The organism is Pseudodesulfovibrio mercurii (assembly GCF_000189295.2).
Lineage (GTDB): Bacteria > Desulfobacterota > Desulfovibrionia > Desulfovibrionales > Desulfovibrionaceae > Pseudodesulfovibrio > Pseudodesulfovibrio mercurii.
Genome location: NC_016803.1, coordinates 1,222,742 through 1,241,155, shown reverse-complemented (window position 1 = coordinate 1,241,155; position 18,414 = coordinate 1,222,742). Strand labels below are relative to the sequence as shown.

General features: G+C 65.9%; 20 protein-coding genes. 8 read left to right on the top strand and 12 right to left on the bottom strand.

Translation table 11 applies throughout. From position 1 onward, the window contains the following. Nucleotide 1 precedes the first annotated feature (1 nt). Nucleotides 2-3,172 (top strand): efflux RND transporter permease subunit, encoded by a 3,171-nt coding sequence (locus DND132_RS05815; protein ID WP_014321778.1) that lies wholly within the window; start codon nucleotides 2-4, stop codon nucleotides 3,170-3,172. Nucleotides 3,173-3,246: 74 nt separating this feature from the next. On the opposite strand, the gene DND132_RS05810 is transcribed toward DND132_RS05815, so the two are convergent. Then, complete coding sequence (locus DND132_RS05810) at nucleotides 3,247-3,543, bottom strand: late competence development ComFB family protein (RefSeq protein WP_014321777.1); 297 nt, start codon at nucleotides 3,541-3,543, stop codon at nucleotides 3,247-3,249. A gap of 155 nt (nucleotides 3,544-3,698) precedes the next feature. On the opposite strand from DND132_RS05810, the gene DND132_RS05805 reads away from it, so the two are divergent. After that, nucleotides 3,699-4,313 carry a hypothetical protein gene (locus tag DND132_RS05805; protein ID WP_014321776.1) on the top strand — a complete coding sequence of 205 codons (615 nt, stop codon included), beginning with the start codon at nucleotides 3,699-3,701 and terminating at the stop codon, nucleotides 4,311-4,313. A 280-nt stretch (nucleotides 4,314-4,593) separates the two neighbouring features. Here the strand turns inward: DND132_RS05805 and DND132_RS05800 are convergent, their stop codons facing one another. The 6 genes from DND132_RS05800 to DND132_RS05775 all read right to left on the bottom strand — a co-directional run bounded on the left by DND132_RS05800 (nucleotide 4,594) and on the right by DND132_RS05775 (nucleotide 9,594). After that, nucleotides 4,594-5,769 (bottom strand): pyridoxal phosphate-dependent aminotransferase, encoded by a 1,176-nt coding sequence (locus tag DND132_RS05800; protein WP_014321775.1) that lies wholly within the window; start codon nucleotides 5,767-5,769, stop codon nucleotides 4,594-4,596. Between the two features lie 76 nt (nucleotides 5,770-5,845). After that, the gene (locus DND132_RS05795; protein ID WP_014321774.1) at nucleotides 5,846-6,274 is read right to left on the bottom strand and encodes an FKBP-type peptidyl-prolyl cis-trans isomerase; all 429 of its coding nucleotides are present in this window, start codon (nucleotides 6,272-6,274) and stop codon (nucleotides 5,846-5,848) included. Between the two features lie 69 nt (nucleotides 6,275-6,343). Then, entirely contained in the window at nucleotides 6,344-7,333 is a 990-nt protein-coding gene (trpS, locus tag DND132_RS05790) for a tryptophan--tRNA ligase (RefSeq protein WP_014321773.1), read from the bottom strand. Between the two features lie 24 nt (nucleotides 7,334-7,357). After that, on the bottom strand, nucleotides 7,358-7,999 hold the full coding sequence (locus tag DND132_RS05785; protein WP_014321772.1) for a site-2 protease family protein: 642 nt from the start codon (nucleotides 7,997-7,999) through the stop codon (nucleotides 7,358-7,360). Nucleotides 8,000-8,073: 74 nt separating this feature from the next. Continuing rightward, nucleotides 8,074-9,042, bottom strand: a complete 969-nt coding sequence (locus DND132_RS05780; protein WP_014321771.1) for an HD-GYP domain-containing protein — start codon at nucleotides 9,040-9,042, stop codon at nucleotides 8,074-8,076. A gap of 180 nt (nucleotides 9,043-9,222) precedes the next feature. Further along, complete coding sequence (locus DND132_RS05775; protein ID WP_014321770.1) at nucleotides 9,223-9,594, bottom strand: response regulator; 372 nt, start codon at nucleotides 9,592-9,594, stop codon at nucleotides 9,223-9,225. A 218-nt stretch (nucleotides 9,595-9,812) separates the two neighbouring features. On the opposite strand from DND132_RS05775, the gene DND132_RS05770 reads away from it, so the two are divergent. From DND132_RS05770 to lepB, 6 genes are all read left to right on the top strand, one after another. Further along, complete coding sequence (locus DND132_RS05770) at nucleotides 9,813-10,010, top strand: hypothetical protein (protein ID WP_014321769.1); 198 nt, start codon at nucleotides 9,813-9,815, stop codon at nucleotides 10,008-10,010. Between the two features lie 11 nt (nucleotides 10,011-10,021). Next, entirely contained in the window at nucleotides 10,022-10,939 is a 918-nt protein-coding gene (locus DND132_RS05765) for a PP-loop family protein (RefSeq protein WP_014321768.1), read from the top strand. A gap of 4 nt (nucleotides 10,940-10,943) precedes the next feature. Next, nucleotides 10,944-11,963 (top strand): glycosyltransferase family 2 protein, encoded by a 1,020-nt coding sequence (locus tag DND132_RS05760; RefSeq protein WP_014321767.1) that lies wholly within the window; start codon nucleotides 10,944-10,946, stop codon nucleotides 11,961-11,963. Nucleotides 11,964-12,027: 64 nt separating this feature from the next. Then, nucleotides 12,028-12,420, top strand: coding sequence for a RidA family protein (locus DND132_RS05755; protein ID WP_014321766.1), 393 nt, complete (start codon nucleotides 12,028-12,030; stop codon nucleotides 12,418-12,420). After that, nucleotides 12,417-13,535 carry a threonine synthase gene (locus DND132_RS05750; RefSeq protein ID WP_014321765.1) on the top strand — a complete coding sequence of 373 codons (1,119 nt, stop codon included), beginning with the start codon at nucleotides 12,417-12,419 and terminating at the stop codon, nucleotides 13,533-13,535. Before DND132_RS05755 ends, DND132_RS05750 begins: the two co-directional genes overlap by 4 nt. A gap of 16 nt (nucleotides 13,536-13,551) precedes the next feature. Then, on the top strand, nucleotides 13,552-14,400 hold the full coding sequence (gene lepB, locus DND132_RS17545) for a signal peptidase I (RefSeq protein WP_014321764.1): 849 nt from the start codon (nucleotides 13,552-13,554) through the stop codon (nucleotides 14,398-14,400). Nucleotides 14,401-14,407: 7 nt separating this feature from the next. Here lepB and DND132_RS05740 read toward each other — a convergent pair whose 3' ends face one another. From DND132_RS05740 to DND132_RS05720, 5 genes are all read right to left on the bottom strand, one after another. Further along, complete coding sequence (locus DND132_RS05740) at nucleotides 14,408-15,436, bottom strand: Ppx/GppA phosphatase family protein (protein ID WP_014321763.1); 1,029 nt, start codon at nucleotides 15,434-15,436, stop codon at nucleotides 14,408-14,410. Between the two features lie 82 nt (nucleotides 15,437-15,518). Continuing rightward, nucleotides 15,519-16,586, bottom strand: coding sequence for an endolytic transglycosylase MltG (gene mltG, locus DND132_RS05735; protein ID WP_014321762.1), 1,068 nt, complete (start codon nucleotides 16,584-16,586; stop codon nucleotides 15,519-15,521). Continuing rightward, nucleotides 16,559-16,975 carry a Holliday junction resolvase RuvX gene (gene ruvX / locus DND132_RS05730; RefSeq protein WP_014321761.1) on the bottom strand — a complete coding sequence of 139 codons (417 nt, stop codon included), beginning with the start codon at nucleotides 16,973-16,975 and terminating at the stop codon, nucleotides 16,559-16,561. Before ruvX ends, mltG begins: the two co-directional genes overlap by 28 nt. Continuing rightward, entirely contained in the window at nucleotides 16,976-17,386 is a 411-nt protein-coding gene (locus DND132_RS05725; RefSeq protein WP_014321760.1) for a PaaI family thioesterase, read from the bottom strand. Between the two features lie 16 nt (nucleotides 17,387-17,402). Then, the gene (locus DND132_RS05720) at nucleotides 17,403-18,353 is read right to left on the bottom strand and encodes an AEC family transporter (RefSeq protein WP_014321759.1); all 951 of its coding nucleotides are present in this window, start codon (nucleotides 18,351-18,353) and stop codon (nucleotides 17,403-17,405) included. Nucleotides 18,354-18,414: the final 61 nt, after the last annotated feature.

The following is an 18,414-nucleotide window of genomic DNA, read 5'->3' as shown; positions in this document are numbered from 1 at the left end:
GATGGATATCGTCGGAACCTCCATTCGCAAGCCGGTGGCCGTCCTGGTGGGCGTCATCCTCGTCGTCATGTTCGGCGTGGTCGCCCTCATGGGGCTGCCGTATCAGCTTTCCCCCAACGTCACCGAGCCGGTCATCACCGTGACCACCACCTGGACCGGGGCCACGCCCTACGAGATGGAGCGCGACGTCATCGAGGAGCAGGAAAAGGTCCTCAAGGGCATCCCCGGCCTGATCCAGATGGAGAGCTCCAACTACAACGCCCGCTCCGAGCTGACCCTCAAGTTCGAGATCGGCACCGAGATCGACAAGGCGCTGCTGCGCGTGTCCAACAAGCTCGACGAGGTGCCGGAATACCCCGACGACGTGGATCGGCCGATCATCTCGGCCACGGGCGCGTCCACCTCTCCGGTCATCTGGCTGACCATGGAGACCCTGCCCGGCAACGACCGGGACGTGACCACCTACCAGACCTTTTTCGAGAACGACGTCCGCCAGTACATCGAGCGCGTGGAAGGCGTGGCCGACCTGTTTGTGGGCGGCGGCCGCGAGGACGAGATGGACATCATCGTCGATCCCGTGAAGCTGGCCTCCTACAACCTGACCGCCACCGAGCTGATCAACGTGCTCAGGAGCGAGAACGTGTCCGTGTCCGCGGGCACCCTCGGCGTGGGCCGCCGCGACTACCGCATCCGCACCCCCGCCGAGTTCAAGACCCCGGAGGACATCGAGTCCGTGGTCATCTCCTCGTCCGGCCAGTACCGCGTCACCCTGGGCGATGTGGCCACGGTGGAGCGCGGCAACGAGAAGCCCACGGTGGCCATGCGCCACAACGGCAAGACCGGCATGGTCGTGGGCATCCGGCCCGAGCCGGGCATCAACGTCCTGACCATGACCGACCGGGTCTACAAGGTCATCGAGGACCTCAACGACGGCCCACTGGCCGAGCAGGGCGTGCGCTTCAACTGGATCTACGACCAGCGCCCCTACATCAACGGGGCCATCGACCTGGTCAAGCGCAACATCCTCATCGGCTCCATCCTGGCCATCGTGGTCCTGTTCGTCTTTCTCCAGTCGGTCAGCTCGACCATCATCGTGGCCGTGTCCATCCCGGTGTCCATCGTGGGCGCGTTCATCATGTTCGCGGCCGCCGGGCGGTCCCTGAACATTGTCTCCATGGCGGGCATCTCCTTTGCCGTGGGCATGCTCGTGGACAACGCCATCGTGGTCCTGGAAAATGTGGACCGCCATCGGCGCATGGGCAAGAGCCCGTTCCACGCGGCCTATGACGGGGCCAGCGAGGTCTGGGGCGCGGTCCTGGCCTCCACCCTGACCACCGTGGCCGTGTTCCTGCCCGTGGTCTTCATGGAGCAGGAGGCCGGGCAGCTGTTCAAGGACATCGCCATCGCCGTGACCTGCGCCATCGCCCTGTCCATGTTCGTGTCCATCCTGGTCATTCCCATGCTGGCCAACCAGTTCTACCGCATCGCGGACAACAAGAAGCGCCGTAGGGAAGGGACCGACGGTCCGCGCTCCCCGGCCGGGCTTTCACTGGCCAAGCGGGTGCTCAAGCCCCTGACCGCCCTGGGCGGCAGGCTGGCCGACGGGATCATCCGGCTTCTCGCCCTGGCCATCGACAACTGGAAGAGCCGCCTGCTCACGGTCTTCACCCTGACCGCCGCGTCCGTGGTCATGGTCGTGACCATGTTCCCCAAGATGGAGTATCTGCCCCAGGGCAACCGCAATCTGATCCTGAACATCCTCATCCCGCCGCCGGGCCTGTCCTTTGAGGAGCGCGACGACATCGGCAAGTACATCTTCGACCAGGTGGAGCCCAACTTCCGCAAGGAGGTGGACGGCGCGCCCGGCGTGCAGGACCTCTTCTACGTGTCCGCGCCGACCATCAACCTGTTCGGGGCCATCTCCACCCAGGAGCAGCACGGCGCGGCGCTCATCCCTGGCTTCATGCGCATCATCGGCTCCATCCCCGGCATGTTCGGCGTGTCCCTCCAGGCCTCCATCTTCGAGCAGGGACTGGGCGAGGGCAGGGTCATCAACGTGGACTTCTCGGGCGACGACCTGAACCAGTTGGTGGCCGCGGCCGGGACCATGTTCGGCATGACCATGCAGGCCATCCACGGCGCCCAGATCCGGCCCATCCCGTCCCTGGAGCTGCTCTATCCCGAGGTCCGCTTCCACCCGTACCGCGACCGGCTCAAGGCCGTGGGGCTGTCCTCCGAGGACCTGGGCACCGCGCTGGACGTGATCATGGACGGCCGCAACGTGGGCGACTTCAAGGAGGAGGGCAAGAAGAAGATCGACCTGGTCCTCAAGGCCTCGGCCAAGGACGCGGCCACGCCCGAGGAGCTGTATTCCCAGCTGGTGGCCACCCCCAAGGGGTGGGCCGTGCCCCTGTCCTCCCTGTCCTCCATGGAGAACACCTACGGCGTGACCCAGATCCGTCACCTGGAGCGCAGGCGGACCATCACCCTCCAGGTCACTCCGCCCGTGGACATGCCGCTCCAGTCCGCCATGGAGGTCATTGAACAGCAGCTCCTGCCCAAGGTGACGCAGGCCGGGCTCATGCACGGCGTGACCGTGCGTCTGTCCGGCGCGGCCGACAAGCTGACCGTGACCCGCGACGCCCTCAAGTGGAACTTCATCCTGGCCCTGATCATCACCTACCTGCTCATGTCCGCCCTGTTCGAGAACTTCATCTATCCGCTGATCATCATGTTCACCGTGCCCCTGGCCGGCGCGGGAGGCTTCCTGGGGCTCAGGCTCGAAAACCTGCTCATCGCCCCGCAGGCCCTGGACATCCTGACCATGCTCGGGTTCGTCATCCTCATCGGCGTGGTCGTGAACAACGCCATCCTCATCGTCCACCAGTCCCTGGGCAACGTGCGCGAGCGGGGCATGGACTACAAGGAGGCCGTGCTCGACGCCACCCGCACCCGGCTGCGGCCCATCTACATGTCCGCGACCACATCGGTCTTCGGCATGCTCCCCCTGGCCGTGGCCCCCGGCCCCGGCTCGGAGCTCTATCGCGGCCTGGGCGCGGTGGTCCTGGGCGGCCTGGCCCTGTCCACGGTCTTCACCGTGTTCGTCATCCCGGCCCTGCTCATGTTCGTCATCCCCATGGAGCGGAAGGGGACCGGGCGGGAAGAGGCCTGAGCCCCGCAACGGAAAACGAAACGGCCCGCCATGCTGGACATGGCGGGCCGTTTTTCGTCGGTCTCGGGGTTGGCCTAATCGCTCGCCCGGGTGGGGTTGTCCAGGACGCGTTCCACCGCGTTGCGGATCTGGGTGCGGATCTCGTAGTCCGAGATGCGGTCCGAGAGCACGATGGACCCGGCCTGGGCGTAGCCCGCCGGAAGCAGGTTCAGGGCCAGGGCGTAGATGTCCTGGATGTCCAGGTCCTCGAAAATATAGTCTTCGTAATATTCCGCGATGATCTGCGGGACCAGTTCGGCCACGCGCCGTTCGTTGCGGTTGACGATCTTGGAGACATCCACGCCGAGTATCTTCAGCGGCTTCTTGAGCATGTTCGGCCCTCCCTCTGCGGCTGCCGTTTTTCCCAGGAGTGCTGGCATACTAACCTCGATTCTCGCCCCTTGGCAATCGAATGGTACATTTCATGCTAAGAATATAGGGTGGACGTCTGCGGTTTATCGGTAAAACGCCTGCGCGGGAAGGCACCATGGCCACGCAACCTATTGAACAGGCTGTACAAGGGTACACGTATCGCCGCCCGAGGAAGACCGCCCCGGACAGCGAATTTCCCCTGGGCCCGGAACAGTCAAAAACCCGTCGGGACGAGTCCCCGGCCTCGGGTTCGGTCATGCGCGGCTATCTCCGCGACCTTCTGGCCGACGCCGTGCCCGACACCACCGGGCAGCTGACCTTCGGCGACGTCGAGACCCGCCACGCCGAACTGCTCGAAACCTGGAACGACGAGGTCAAGGCCGATCTCGCGGCCCTGGGCGTGGACACCGCCACCGTGTTCCGCCTCTCCTACGACCCGGCGGGCGCGGCCACCGTGGTCGGCGATCATCCCGACAAGGACATGATCAACGCCTATTTCGCGGCCAACCCCGACAAGGTCGAACAGCTCGGCCGCACCCTCCAGTTCGGCAAGCTCGCCGCCACAGCCAAAAACCGCCTGTCCGAGCGGGACATGAACCGGCCCCTGTCCACCGACGCCATGGCCTGGTGGTATTCCACCAACATGGATACCCAATCCCTCTTTGATGCGGGCGGCATCGTGGTGGGGGCCGGCGCTGCCCCGTACAAGGGGCTGGACATCCGGGTTTGAGGAGGGACGCGAACGCGGGGGGCGGCTTTCGATAGCGGGCCATCTGCACATTTTTTCCGGCCGCGCCAATCCTCACGTAGACGGCTACGCTGCGGTTGTCGCGGCCGGAAGAAAATGCACAGCTGACCCACTCTCGAAAGCCTGGTGCGAGTGCGGAGAGCCGCTGTCGGGTGCTGCGCACCCGATTCGCTCCAAAGAGGGAGGGCGTTGGAGAATCTATGAGGCGTAAAAAAAGGGAGCATGTTGTCATGCTCCCTTTTTATTGATCAGATTCTTGAGGCTACTTGAAGTCTTGTAAATACTGTTCCAGCCGATTCATGCCTTCCTCAATGTTAGCCATGGACGTCGCGTAGGAGAAGCGGATGTAGCCCTCGGCGCCCTGGCCGAAGTCGATGCCGGGGGTGACGGCGATGTGGGCCTTGTCGAGGATGTCGTAGGCCAGGGCCAGGGAGGAGCCGTCGAACCTGGCGGCTTGAGGGCGCATGTTCACGAGCACGTAGAAGGCGCCGGTGGGCTCGTGCTTGACGGGCAGCCCCATGTCCTTGAGCCGTTCGAGCATGTAGACGCGCCGCTTGTTGTAGGTGGCCTTCATGCGCTCCACATCCGGCCCGGCCTCCTTGAGGGCGGCCAGCCCGCCCCATTGGGCCATGGTGTTGGCCGAGATGAAGAAGTTCTGGCAGAGGTTGCGCAGGGTGCGCATGAAGTGGGGCGGGGCGATGAGGTAGCCGAGCCGCCAGCCGGTCATGGCGTAGAGCTTGGAGAAGCCGTTGAAGACAAAGGCGCGGTCCGTGTATTCGAGGATGGAGTGGGCGTCTCCCTCGTAGACCAGGCCGTGGTAGATCTCGTCGGAGATGACCCACAGGTCGTGCTCCTCGGCGATCTCGGCGATGGCCTTGAGCCGCTCCTCGGACAGCAGGGTCCCGGTGGGGTTGGCCGGAGAGTTGATCAGGATGGCCTTGATCCGGTCGTTCTGGTCGAGGGCCTTGCGGATGGCGGACACGCGGTACTGGAAGCCGTCGTCCTCGAAGACCGGGACCTTGACGGGCGCGGCCCCGGCAAAGGTGATGAAGTTGTCGTAGCAGGCGTAGCAGGGGTCCGAGGTGATGACCTTGTCGCCCTGTTCGAGGATGGTGGAGAAGAGCACGAGCATGGCCGGGCTGGTGCCCTGGGTGACGACCATGTTGTCCGGGTCGAGGGTCACGCCGTAGCGCTTCGCGTAGTCCTCGCAGATGGCCTCGCGCAGTTCGCGGATGCCCAGCGAGTGGGTGTAGTGGGTCTTGTTGTCCGCAAGGGCCTGGCAGGCGGCCTTCTTGGCGCATTCGGGCGTGTCGAAGTCGGGTTCGCCCACGCACATGCGGATGACGGACTGACCTGCGCGCTCCATGGCCTCGGCCTTTTCGTTGATTTCCATGACCAGGAACGGGGTGATGTTGCAGCAACGGTCGGATATGCTCATGGCGTGCCTCGTAAAAAGGAAACCCCGCCCCTCGCCGATGCAGCAAGAGGCGGGGAGTTAATCGAAGTTTAATTATTTATGCTACTTCTACGATCTCAATATCAAACACCAGGGTCTCGCCCGCCAGGGGGTGGTTGCCGTCCAGGGTGACCAGCTCGTCGTCGAACTCGGTCACGCGGACATAGGCGGGCTGGCCGTTCTCGGTGCGGATTTCCAGCATGATGCCCTCTTCCAGCTCCACGGTGGGCGGCAGCTGTTCGCGGCGGACCTGGAAGACCAGCTCCGCGCTGGGGGAACCGTAGCCCTCTTCGGGCGGGATCTCCACGGTCACGGTGTCGCCGGCGGACTTGCCGAGCACGGCCTTTTCGAATCCGGCGATGACCATGCCTTCGCCCAGTTTGAACTCCAGCGGCTCGCGGCCTTCGCTGGAATCGAACTGGCTGCCGTCCTCCTTGAGGGTGCCGGTGTAGTGTACCTTGACGGTGCTGCCGTTCTGCGCAGTCATAGAATCTCCTGGATGGTGGTTTGGCCCGGTCTCGTCCGGGTGGATTGCGTCACCCTAGCCTGTTTTCGCCTAGAAGTCGAAGTTGAGGACCTTGCGGACCTCTTCCATGGTCTTGACGGCGTAGGCGCGGGCCTTGGCGTTGCCCTGCTCAAGGATTTCCCGGACCCGCTCGTCGGTGCAGGCGGCGCGGCGCTCGTGCAGGGGCGTGAGAAATTCCTCCAGGGATTTCATGAGCAGCTTCTTGCAGTCCACGCAGCCCCAGGACGCGTCCCTGCACCCCTTGACGATCTCGGGGAGTTTGGCCGGGTCGGTCATGAGCTTGTGGTAGGGGAAGAGGTTGCAGATGTCGGGGTCGCCCGGATCGGACTTGCGCAGCCGGTTCTCGTCGGTCTTCATGCCGCGCACTTTGGGCATGATCTCGTCCAGCGGCTCGGAGAGCATGATGGAGTTGCCGTAGCTCTTGGACATCTTGCGCCCGTCCAGGCCGGGCAGGACCGGCGCTTCGGTGAGCATGTCCGCCGGTTCCGGGAACAGGTCGGTGTTGTTGAGATGGTTGAACCGGCGGGCGATCTCGCGGGTCAGCTCCAGGTGCGGCAGCTGGTCCTTGCCCACGGGCACGGCCAGGGGCTTGTACATGAGGATGTCCACGGACATGAGCACCGGGTAGCCGAGGAAGCCGTGGGTGTTCAGGTCCTTCTGGGTCAACTGCTCCTTCTGGTCCTTGAAGGTCGGACAGCGCTCGAGCCAGCCCAGGGGGGTGTACATGGACAGGATCAGGTTGAGCTCGGCGTGTTCCTTGATCTGGGACTGCTGGAAGATGGAGCACTTTTCCGGGTCCAGTCCGGCGGCCACCCAATCCTTGACCAGGCCGGGGATGAACCCCTTGATGCGGGTCGGGTCGGCGTATTCGCTGGTCAGGGCGTGCCAGTCGGCCACAAAGAAATAACAGTCATATTCTTCCTGCATCTTCAGCCAGTTGGCGATGACGCCGAAGTAATGGCCGAGGTGCAGGGGGCCGGTGGGACGCATGCCGGAGAGGATTCGTTGTTTTTCGCTCATGATGAAGTGGTCTGCGGTTGGAGGTTAGAGGGGCACGCCCAGCAGGGCGCCCAGACCCTGGACCAGGGGGACGATCACCCGGCCGACGATGTCGAGCCCGGTGTAGCGCCCGAGCAGGATGATCGCGATGAGGATGATGAACCCGTAGCGGCTCATGGACATGTACCTGTAGGCGGCTCGCGGGGAAAGAAAGTACGCCAGGACGTTGCTGCCGTCCAGCGGCGGGATGGGCAAAAGGTTGAAGGCGGCCAGGATCAGGTTGACGAAGACCCCGTAGTAGGCCACGGCGTACAGGGCGTTCTGCGGGTTCAGGTTGAACAGGGACATGAGGTGGAACGCCCCGGCGAACAGGGCGGCCAGGATGAAGTTGATGCCCGGTCCGGCCATGGCCGTGTACATCATGCCCTTGCGCGGGTCCTTGAAGTAGCGGGGGTTGATGGGCACGGGCTTGGCCCAGCCGAAGTGGACGAAGAAAAAGGCCAGGGTGCCGATGGGGTCCAGGTGCTTGAGGGGGTTGAGGGTCAGCCGTCCTCGGGACTTGGCCGTGGGATCGCCCAGCATGTAGGCCACGTAGCCGTGGGCCACCTCGTGGAAGACCAGGGCGATGAGCAGGCCGGGCGCCAGGGTCAGGTAGACCTGGATGTCCTGTGCGGTGATGTCGAACATCAGGAGCGGCTACCATGCAACGGGGTGGGGCGGCAAGGGATTTCAGCCCGGCGGGCCGCCCGTGCCGGGGGTTGTCACACGATCTCCGCCCTGGACAGGAGCTTGATGAACCGCTTGAGCATGTCCGGCTCCACCAGCCCCTTGTCGTCGGTCAGGGATTTGAGGGCGTCGAAGGGCTTGACGGCCCGGCTGTATGGCCGGTTGCGGGTCAGGTCGTCGTAGCGGTTGCACAGGGCGACCACGCGGGTGGGCAGGGGAATCTCCTCGCCCGAGGCCTGGGTGGGGTAGCCCTTGCCGTCGATGCGCTCGTGGTGGAACAGGATGCAGTTGGTGGCGATGATCGGCAGGTCGAAGTGGGCGCAGACGCGCACGCCGATGAGCGGGTGCATGGTGAATATCTGGCGGCTGGCCGGGGACATGGCGGCGGGGTCGGTCTCGAGCAGGGCCTTGTCCATGCCCACCAGGCCGATGTCGTGCAGCAGGGCGCCCATGCCGCAGGCCAGGACCTCGTCGTCGCCGAACTTGTACTCCTGCATCAGGTTCACGGCGTAGATCATGGTCGAGATGCCATGGTGGTAGGTCTCGTACCCCTTGCCGATGAACCGGGTCAGGTTCCGGAGCGGTTCCGGGGAGCTGAGGAAGCCCGCGCTGCTGCGGATCAGTTCCTGGAAGCGGACGTAGCGCTTCTTGAAGGCCGGGCCCGGCAGGTTGGTCTCGAAGAGTTCCTTGGACAGGGCCGTGGCCGCGTTGGTCCAGGCCTGGGCGCGCTCGGTCAGGGAGATGGACTCGTCCTCCAGCAGGTCGAGGAGGTTGGCTCGGATATAGTCGTGGTAGAGCCTGCGGGAGCGCTTGTCCACGTAGATGGTCACGATGCCCGCCAGGGCCAGCTCCTTGCGCTTGGCCTTGGTCATGGTCCGGCCGCTGGCGTTGAACAGGACGTGGCTGTCGTCGTGGCGCAGGAAGATGTCGAAGGGCACCTTGAAGTCGGGCCGCAGGATGAGCGGGGAGATGGGGAAATATTCCGCCTTGGTCGCTTGTGTCATGGGTGTGATCCGCCTTTGCCGGGGCGCACGGGGCCGGACGCCCTCTCCCCCGGAGCCTGTCAGGTACCCATGAAAATCGTCCACTGTCAATTATAGCCGCGAGGCCGGGCCGGGCAAAAAAACGGGACGCCCTCCCGCGTGGTAAGGCGTCCGTCTCCGGGTCGGTCGAGGATGGTCCGGCTAGGCGCCGGCCTTGTTCAGGGCCATCCGGACCTTGTCCTTCAGTTCGGTCAGGTCCACGGACTTGACCACGTAATAGTCCGCGGCGATGGATTTGAGATCGTGCTGGAAGGAGTCGTAGGCCGTCGAGAGTATGACCGGAATCTGCTGGTCCTTGGTGCGGATTTCCTGCAACAGGTCGAGGCCGGAACGGTTGACGCCCAGCTTGATGTCCAGAATGACGATGGTCGGATTTTCCCTGGCGATGACGTCGAGGATGTCCTCTTCGCCGTCGGACGTGGCCACCTTGTAGCCGTCCGCCTCCAGTTCTTCCCGATAGAGCATGCGGATGTGTTTTTCGTCGTCCACTACGAGAATTTTGGGTTGGCTCATGGCTTCCTCCTTGGAATTAGCCCTTGGTACGAGCATAGGCGATAGAACACTTTAGGGTCAACAGCGGTTTTGAATTTTATGGCGAATTATCATCATTTGGCCCGGACCGGCGGACCGGGTCGGCGGACCGGGCCGGGCGGGGTTGAACTCGGCCGCCATCCCGGCTACTGTCCCCCCGGTCGTTGGCCGTCAAAATGGCCTGCGGCAAAGGAGAACCCATGATCATTGTCAATCTGGAACCGGACGGGAAGCGCATCGAGCTGAACGACACGCGCTCGGTGCTCGCCGTGCTGAACAAATTGCAGCTCCGTCCCACCATGGCCCTGGTCGCCCGCAGGGGCGAACTGCTCACCCCGGACCGCAGTCTCGTCCACGGGGACGAGCTCCTGGTCCGCAAAGTCACGTCGGCCGGGTAGGGGGTACTCATATGAAATGCACCCGCTGCCGCAAGACGGCCCACGTGTCCCTGCCGAGCCACCATTCCGGCTTCTGCGCGGACTGCTACCCGCTCTTCTTCACCAAGCAGGTGGAGACGGCCATCCGCCGGGAAAAGATGTTCACCCATGAGGACCGCATCCTGGTGGCCCTGTCCGGGGGCAAGGATTCCCTGGCGCTCATGCTCGAACTCAAGCTCCAGGGCTACGACGTCACCGGCCTGCACATCGACCTGGGCATCCCGAACTCCTCGGAAAAGGCCCGCAGGAAGGTCGAGGATTTCTGCACGTTGCACGGCCTGCCCCTGCGCGTCTTCGAGATGGCCGCCTGGGGGCTGCCCATCCCGGACGTGAAGAAGTACGTCAAGCGCCCGGTCTGCGCCGTGTGCGGCAAGATGAAGCGACACCACTTCAACCGCATCGCCGTGGAGGAGGGCTTCGACGTCCTGGCCACGGGCCACAACCTGGACGACGAGGTGGCCCGTCTGTTCGCCAACACCCTGCGCTGGGACACGGCCTACCTGTCCGACCAGGGCCCGGTCCTGCCCGCGTCCGAGGGGTTCGTGCGCAAGGTCAAGCCCCTGTTCCGCCTGAGCGAGTACGAGACCGCCAATTACGCCTTTCTCAAGGGCATCGAGATCCACTCCGACCCCTGCCCCTATGCGGGTGGGGCCAGCTTCACCGGCCACAAGGAGCTGTGGGGCGAGCTGGAACACCGCTCCCCCGGCCAGAAGCTCCAGTTCTACCAGGCCTTCCTCAAGAACGGCAAACCGGCCTTCGCCCGCCAGGAGAAGGAGACCGGGGCGGTGCTCGCGCCGTGCACCGAATGCGGTTCGCCCACCAGCGCCGAGATCTGCTCGGTCTGCCGCATCCGGGCGGCCGTGGCCGAAAGCCGGGCGCAGGAGGGCTGATCCCGTGGCCGCGCCCCGGATATCCGTGACCATGCCCTGCTTTGACTGCGGGGACACCGTGGCCGGAGCGCTCGACTCGCTCCTGGCTCAGGAGGGCGCGGACTTCGAGGTGGTGGCCGTGGACGACGGTTCAAGCGACGACACTGCGGGAATCCTGGCCGAATACGCGCGCCGGGATTCCCGCGTCCGCTTCCTGTCCATTCCCCACGGCGGGGTCATCCGAGCGGCCAACGCGGCCATCGAGGCGGCGCGGGGGACCTACATCGCCCGTATGGACGCCGACGACGAATCTCTGCCGGGCCGTCTGGCGGTCCAGGCCGGGCTTCTGGACGACCACCCGGAGGTCGGCCTGGTGGGCTGCCGGGTGCGCTTCGGCGGCAGCCGCAGCCGCTGCCGGGGGTACGCCCACTACGTGGACTGGACCAACACCCTGCTGACCCACGAGGCCATCAGCCTGAACCGGTTCGTGGAGTTCCCGGTGCCCAACCCGTCCATCATGTTCCGGCGCGACTGCCTGGAGACGCACGGCCCCTACCGTGAGGGCGACTTTCCCGAGGACTACGACCTGCTCCTGCGCTGGCTGGAGGGCGGGGTCCGCATGCTCAAGGCGGACGCCGAGCTGCTCGTCTGGAACGACCTGCCGGACCGGCTGTCGCGCACCCACCCGCGCTACGACGTGGACGCCTTCTACCGCATCAAGACCGAGTACCTGGCCCGCTGGCTTGCGCGCAACAACCCGCACCACCCGGTGGTCCACATCCTCGGCTCCGGGCGGACCACCCGCAAGCGCGCCGACCTGCTCCGGGCGCACGGCATCGAGTTCGCGGCCTACTACGACGTGGACCCGAACAAGATCGGCCACCGGGTCCACGGCGTCCCGGTACGGGATCGCATGGACATCCCCGGTCCGGGCGAGGGGTTCTGCCTCCCCTACGTGGCCAGCAGGGGCGCGCGCGAGGAGATCGCCGCCTTTCTCGGGGCGCGCGGCTGTCGCCTGGGCCGCGACTACATTCCGGCCGCCTGATTTCGGCTCCTTCTAGCCAAACGTGTCGGAATCTGGCACGGTTGGCCTCAGAAAAGGAGTCTCCATGAAGTACGTATCCACCCCGGATTGTCCGCCCCCGGCGGGGCATTATTCCCAGGGCGTCGCGCACGGCGGCCTGGTCTGGGTCTCGGGCATGCTCCCCGTGGATCCGGCCTCGGGCGAGAAGCTGCTCGGCGACGTCGAGGAGCAGACCCGGCAGGCCCTGGCCAACGTGGACGCGGTCCTGCGCGCCGCCGGGACCACCCGCCAACGGGTGCTCAAGTGCACCTGTTACGTCGCGGACATCGGCCTGTGGGACCGGGTCAACGCGGTCTACGCCGAGTTCTTCGGCAGCCACAAGCCCGCCAGGGCCGTGGTTCCGACCCGCGACCTGCACCACGGCTTCCTGGTGGAGATCGAGTGCGTGGCCGCCGTGGACGAGGGGGCGAGCGCATGACCCGGTTCGTCTGCCGCGACTGCGGCCTGGCCTTCGACGTCATGGTTCCGCGCTGGCGCTGCGACTGCGGCGGGCTGCTGGACCTGGAATTTTCTCCGCGCCTGGACCCGGCCGAGGTGGCCGGGCGGCCCGCCACCCTGTGGCGCTACCGCGAGGCGCTGCCCGTGCCCGAGGGCGCGGAGCTGACCCTGGGCGAGGGGTTCACCCCCATGCTCGAGGTGGACCTGGGCGGGCGCAACGTGCTGGTCAAGCAGGAGCAGCTCTTCCCCACCGGCTCGTACAAGGACCGGGGCGCGGCGGTCATGATGGCCATGGCCGCGCACATCGGCGTGACCGACGTGGTCGAGGACTCGTCCGGCAACGCGGGCTGCGCCGTGGCGGCCTTCGCGGCCAAGGCGGGCATCCGCTGCCGCATCTTCGTGCCCGCCGACAACTCGCCGGGCAAGCTCGGCCAGATCGAACTCTACGGGGCCGAGCTCAACCCCGTGCCCGGCACCCGCGAGGACACGGCCGCCGCCTGCATGGCCGCGGCCGAGGACCGCTACTACGCCAGCCACGTGTACAACCCGTTCTTCTTTCACGGCACCAAGACCTTCGCCTTTGAAGTCGTCGAACAGCTCGGCTGGCGCGCGCCGGACACCGTGGTCCTGCCCGCCGGGAACGGCACCCTGCTGCTCGGGGCGCACATCGGCTTCACCGAGTTGAAGGCCATGGGGCTCATCGACCGCGTGCCCAAACTGGTGGCCGTGCAGTCCGCCCGCTGCGCACCGCTCTGCGCGGCCTTTGAGGCGGGCGCGGCCACGGTGGCCCAGGCGTCCTCCGAACCGACCCTGGCCGAGGGCATCGCCATCGCCCTGCCCATGCGCGGCGAGCAGATGCTCCGGGCCGTGCGCGACACGGGCGGCGTCTGCCTGGCCGTGTCCGAGGAGGCCATCCTGGCGGCCTTCCGCGACATGGGGCGCAAGGGGTTCTGCATCGAGCCCACCTCTGCGGCGGTGGCGGCCGGGGCCGCCGAATACGTCCGGACCGCGCCCCGTGACGAGGTCGTGGTGACCATGTTCACGGGCCACGGGCTCAAGGTCGGGGACAAACTGCACAAGCTGGTCAGCGACTGACCGGGAGGATGACGGCATGGCCGAGACGCAACCCCTGAACGCGCTACGCGAAAAGCCCCGCAACCCGTGGCTGGCCATGGTCCTTTCCCTGGTGGCCGTGGGCTTGGGCCAGGTCTACAACGGCCAGTGGCGCAAGGGCGTGGGCTTCTACGTGGCCGAGATCATCCTGGCCCTGTTCATGATCCTGTTCTGGGCGGATTTCGCGGCCATGCTGCTGTGCGTGTCCATCCTGCTCGGCTACAACCTGTTCGCGGCGGGCGAGGCCTTCGCCACGGCGCGCAGGCTTTCCGGCTACACCCTCAAGCCGTGCAACCGGTGGTGGGTCTACCTTCTCTGCCTGGCCGTCAGCCTGGGCTCGGGCGCGGTCTTCGAACAGATCGTCAAGGGCTGGTTCTTCATGGCCTACCAGGTGCCGTCCGCGTCCATGCTGCCGACCATCCGGGTGGGCGACCACTTCATGGTCGAGGTCCTGGAGCCCGGCGACGCGCTTGAGCGGGGCGAGATCGTGATTTTCTCCCTGCCCGAGACCAATGGGCGCGACTTCGTCAAGCGGGTGGTGGGGCTGCCCGGCGAGACCGTGGAGATCCGGGAGCGGAAGGTCTTCATCGACGGCACGCCCCTGAACGAGCCCTACGTGTTCCACTCCAAGGAGGATTTCCTGCCCCTGCGCGACACCTTCGGGCCGGTCGTCCTGGGGCCGGACGAATATTTCCTCATGGGCGACAACCGCGAGGACAGCTACGATTCTCGCTGGCTCGGGCCGGTCAGGCGGGAACGGATAACGGGGAGGGCCGGGTACATCTACCTGCCCGGCGACCTGGACGCGCCCGACTGGGCGGACAGGTTGGGAGCGCCCCTGCGTTAGGCGCGGCCTACCAGAACTCGCGGGCCGCGAACAGCCCGTCCGCCTGGTTGATCTTCAGCGGGCGCACTTCCTTGATGCCCAGGGCGTCCATGTAGCCCAGGACCAGGATGAGGTTGGTCAACCGGCTCTCGGCGTACTCGCTGTCGAAGTCCTTGTCGGACTTGCCGGTCCATTTTTTCAGGGCCGCGGCCACCTCGTCGCGGGTGTAGACGGCCTTGCGCCCGCCCAGGACCTCGGGCACGGAATAGTAGTGGACCCCGCCGATGCCGGCCACGGTCAGGCCCGGGTGGGCGACCTGGTCGGCGATGTACCGGGGCACGGTGATGGTCGCGTGGGCCCGGATGTAGGCCAGGGCCTGGGCCACTTCCTCGGCGCTGACCGGGTTGGGGCTGGCCGTGGTGTTGATGTCCTTTTTCTGGATGGTCCGGATGACCACGTTCTTGCAGGCCACCGAGGCCATGGGGTCGATGTAGAAGAGCAGCCCGCCGTCCGGCTTGCGGATGGTCATGTGCATGGAGTTGCCGCCGATGTCCCAGACCAGGAGGTCCTCGGTCTTGTCGTCCAGCTCCTGGCGCACGGCGTGGTAGCTGAGCATGGCCGCCTGCTGTTCGGAGATGACCCGCGAGGGGATGCCCGTCTCCTGGCGGATGCGCACGAAGTACGCCCGTCCGTTCTGGGCCTTCTGGAAGATGCGGCCGCCCACGGCGGAGTACTCCAGGGCGTTCTTTTCCACGGCCACGGCCTTGAGCTTTTCCAGGGTCTGGATGCCCTCGGCCATGACTTCCTTGCTCAGGTTGCCGTCATAGGAGCGGGCCAGGTCCTCGGCGAAATCGACCTTTTCGGACAGGGTGTCCACGGTCTTGACGATGAGCCCGGTGGAGAGGTCCACGTCCGCGATGATGCATTTGATGGCCGCCGAGCCGATGTCGAAGGCCGCGCGCCGGACCACGGTGGCGTCCTGGGCAAGGCTCGTCGAGACCATGCACAGGCACAGGATCAGGCCCGCCAGCAGTGTGTAGATCAATTTCGGCCGCATTGTACTCCCCCATATCTCCATCACGCGTACCAGTGTAACCTATAGAAAAAATGAAGGACCCGCAACGCCAAGACAGGACATGTCACTGCCTGGTGGAACGATAGTTGGAGCGGTCGCGCCGGATCTGGTACCGGCGCACGGCCCGGTTGTGCTCCTCCAGGGTCTTGCTGAACTGGTGCGAGCCGTCGCCCTTGGCCACGAAATAGAGATACCCGTGCTCCTCGGGATGGGCCGCGGCCAGGAGGGAATCCAGGCCGGGCGAGCAGATGGGGCCGGGCGGCAGGCCGGGGTGCACGTAGGTGTTGTAGGGGTTGTCCCGGTCCTGCAGGTCGCTCTTCCTCAGGTTGCCGTCGAAGTTCGGGCCCAGGCCGTAGATGACCGTGGGGTCGCACTGCATGAGCATGTGCTTTTTGAGCCGGTTGCGGAACACTCCGGCGATGCGCGCCCGCTCGGTCACGTCGCCGGTCTCCTTCTCCACCAGGGAGGCCAGGATCACGGTCCTGTGCAACTCCTCGAAGGGCGGCAGCCCCTGCGGCCAGACCTTCTGCGCGTTCTTGAGGAATTCTCGGATCATGACCTCGGCCATGTGGCGCGACGGGTGGTCCTTGGGCGGGGTCAGCAGGTAGGTCTCGGGGAAGAGGTACCCCTCGGCGTCGCGGGCCTCGATGCCGTGGGCGGCCAGCAGCGCGGGGTCGGCCACGGCCGCGGCGAATCCCTTGGCGTCGCCCAGGCCCGCCTCCTCGATGATCCCGCCGGTCTGCCACCAGGTCAGCCCCTCGCGCACGGACACCCGGCGCAGGACGCCGGAGGACGAGGTCAGTTCGGTCAGGACGCGCTCCGGCACCCAGCCCGTGGACAGCCGGAACACGCCCGCCCGCACGGCCGAGCCCTTGCCCGTGCGCACGGCCAGGCCGTAGAAGCGGCGGGTGTCGGTGATCAGCCCCTCGGCCTTGAGGTTGGCGGCGATGGTGGTGAATATCTGGCCCGGCTCCACGCGGAACAGGATTTCGCGGCCGGGGGTCTCGGGCGGGGTGGTCAGGAACTTGTCCTCCTGCCACGCCTTGTACCACCTGTACCCGCCCGCGCCGAGTCCGGCGAGAACGGCCAGCAGGACCGTGACGATCAGGATATAGCGGCGGAATCGAGCCATGAGCGTAGGATGACCACGGCGGCCTGGCTGTCCAGGGCGGCCTTGCGTTTTGCGCCGCGCAGTCCGGCGGCGTTGAGTTCCTCTTCGGCCTGGGCCGAGGTCAGCCGCTCGTCCATGAGGTGGACGGGCGCGTCGATCCTTCTCCCCAGGCTCTCGGCGAAGTTGCGGGCCTGCCGAGTGGTCAGGGTGTCCTCGCCGCTGAGGGCCAGCGGCAGGCCGACCACCACGGCCTCGATGGCTTCATCATGAATGATTTCGGTCAGTTCGTCAAAGAGAGCCTGGCGCGTGGTGCGCTCCAGGGTCTTCAGCGGCGAGACCAGGGTGCCGGTGCGGTCGCTGACCGCCAGCCCCACGCGTTTCAGGCCGAAGTCTATGCCCAGCGCCCGCATCTAGACCTCCTCCAGGGGGATCTTGGTGCGGTAGCCCATGGCCTGGACGTCGGCCACGAGCGCGCCGGTCTCGTCCGTCACCCGGACCGAGTAGGTGGCCATGTGCCCCCCGGCGGACAGCTCCAGGGCCTTGGCCGTGAGCAGCTTGCCCGTGGCGGGCTTGAGGTAGGCGATGGACAGGTTCACGGCCAAGGTGACGTTGCCGTGCCCGTTGGCCGCCGCGCCGAAGGCGGTCTCGGCCAGGGTGTAGATGGCCCCGGCGTTGACCGTGCCGAAGGGATTCAGGTGCTCGTCGCCCACGGCCAGGCGGCAGACGGCCGCGCCGGGCGAGACCGAGATCATCTCCACGCCCGCGTGGTTGGCGAAGTTGTTCCGCCGCCCGAGCAGTTCCTTCACGCCGTTGCTGTCCATGGCCGCCTCCCGGGGCCTAGCCGAGCAGTTCGAACATGATCGGGATGGTCACCGCGCCCAGGGCCGTGGTCAGGAAGACCATGCGCGAGGCCAGCCCCGCGTTGCACCCGTAGGTTCGGGACAGGGCCACGGTCAGCAGGGCCGAGGGCATGGCCGCCTCCAGGATGAGAATCTGCACCTCCCAGGAAGGCACGGACATGGCCAGGGTGGGCAGCCAGATGATCAGCGGCTTGAGGATCAGCTTGTTGGCGGCCACGGCCAGTCCGGGCAGGGCCACGGCCCAGATGCCCTTGAAATGCAGCAGGAGGCCCACCAGCAGGGTGACCATCATGGTGTTGGCCGCTCCGGCCAGGTCCAGGGCCTGGATGATCGCCCCCATGACCGGACCTTCGGTGGGCAGCTTGAACCAGGCCCAGATCAGGCCCGCCGCCACGGATATGAAGATGGGCGAGCGGAAGAATTCGAGGGCCGCCTTGAGCCGAGCGTCCCTACCCGCGTCCTCGTTGCCGTAATAGATGGCGATCATGGTGCCCAGGGTGAACAGGAGCGGGCCCACGCCGATCTCGGAGACCACCACGGCCTCGGTCATGGCCGCCGTGTTGCCGGGAAAGACCTGGCTGATCAGCGCATAGCCCAGCAGCGACGAACTGCCGAATCCGGAGACCAGGATCAACGCCCCGGTGGAGGGCCGGTCCAGGCGCAGGAGCCGGGCACCCACCCAGCCCAGGGACAGGGCGAACAGTTCCGCCACGACCATGATCAGGGCCAGCCAGGCCTCGGACCAGACGATGGTGGTCCGGGCCAGGGAGGTGAAGATGAGCGCGGGCAGGGTGGCGTGGGTGACGAGCTTGGCGAAGATGCCGCCGTGCTCCTCCTTGATGAACTCCCTGCGGCGTAGGTAGGCGGCAAAGCAGATCAGGCCGAGCAGGACGAAGACGGACGTGATCAATCGGGCGTATATGCTCATCATTGCTCCTCTATGAGCAATGTCTACACCGCCGGGGAAGTGCGGTCAACGCGCCGATGGG

What these genes read in the sequence shown, in the direction of transcription:
- DND132_RS05815 (WP_014321778.1), top strand. Translation starts at nt 2, where the DNA reads ATGGATATCGTCGGAACCTCCATTCGCAAGCCGGTGGCCGTCCTGGTG.
- trpS (WP_014321773.1), bottom strand. Translation starts at nt 7,333, where the DNA reads ATGAGCGAAAAACAACGAATCCTCTCCGGCATGCGTCCCACCGGCCCC.
- DND132_RS05755 (WP_014321766.1), top strand. Translation starts at nt 12,028, where the DNA reads ATGAAGTACGTATCCACCCCGGATTGTCCGCCCCCGGCGGGGCATTAT.
- DND132_RS05750 (WP_014321765.1), top strand. Translation starts at nt 12,417, where the DNA reads ATGACCCGGTTCGTCTGCCGCGACTGCGGCCTGGCCTTCGACGTCATG.
- DND132_RS05770 (WP_014321769.1), top strand. Translation starts at nt 9,813, where the DNA reads ATGATCATTGTCAATCTGGAACCGGACGGGAAGCGCATCGAGCTGAAC.
- DND132_RS05795 (WP_014321774.1), bottom strand. Translation starts at nt 6,274, where the DNA reads ATGACTGCGCAGAACGGCAGCACCGTCAAGGTACACTACACCGGCACC.
- DND132_RS05775 (WP_014321770.1), bottom strand. Translation starts at nt 9,594, where the DNA reads ATGAGCCAACCCAAAATTCTCGTAGTGGACGACGAAAAACACATCCGC.
- DND132_RS05785 (WP_014321772.1), bottom strand. Translation starts at nt 7,999, where the DNA reads ATGTTCGACATCACCGCACAGGACATCCAGGTCTACCTGACCCTGGCG.
- mltG (WP_014321762.1), bottom strand. Translation starts at nt 16,586, where the DNA reads ATGGCTCGATTCCGCCGCTATATCCTGATCGTCACGGTCCTGCTGGCC.
- DND132_RS05780 (WP_014321771.1), bottom strand. Translation starts at nt 9,042, where the DNA reads ATGACACAAGCGACCAAGGCGGAATATTTCCCCATCTCCCCGCTCATC.
- DND132_RS05720 (WP_014321759.1), bottom strand. Translation starts at nt 18,353, where the DNA reads ATGAGCATATACGCCCGATTGATCACGTCCGTCTTCGTCCTGCTCGGC.
- lepB (WP_014321764.1), top strand. Translation starts at nt 13,552, where the DNA reads ATGGCCGAGACGCAACCCCTGAACGCGCTACGCGAAAAGCCCCGCAAC.
- DND132_RS05810 (WP_014321777.1), bottom strand. Translation starts at nt 3,543, where the DNA reads ATGCTCAAGAAGCCGCTGAAGATACTCGGCGTGGATGTCTCCAAGATC.
- DND132_RS05740 (WP_014321763.1), bottom strand. Translation starts at nt 15,436, where the DNA reads ATGCGGCCGAAATTGATCTACACACTGCTGGCGGGCCTGATCCTGTGC.
- DND132_RS05800 (WP_014321775.1), bottom strand. Translation starts at nt 5,769, where the DNA reads ATGAGCATATCCGACCGTTGCTGCAACATCACCCCGTTCCTGGTCATG.
- DND132_RS05765 (WP_014321768.1), top strand. Translation starts at nt 10,022, where the DNA reads ATGAAATGCACCCGCTGCCGCAAGACGGCCCACGTGTCCCTGCCGAGC.
- DND132_RS05805 (WP_014321776.1), top strand. Translation starts at nt 3,699, where the DNA reads ATGGCCACGCAACCTATTGAACAGGCTGTACAAGGGTACACGTATCGC.
- ruvX (WP_014321761.1), bottom strand. Translation starts at nt 16,975, where the DNA reads ATGCGGGCGCTGGGCATAGACTTCGGCCTGAAACGCGTGGGGCTGGCG.
- DND132_RS05725 (WP_014321760.1), bottom strand. Translation starts at nt 17,386, where the DNA reads ATGGACAGCAACGGCGTGAAGGAACTGCTCGGGCGGCGGAACAACTTC.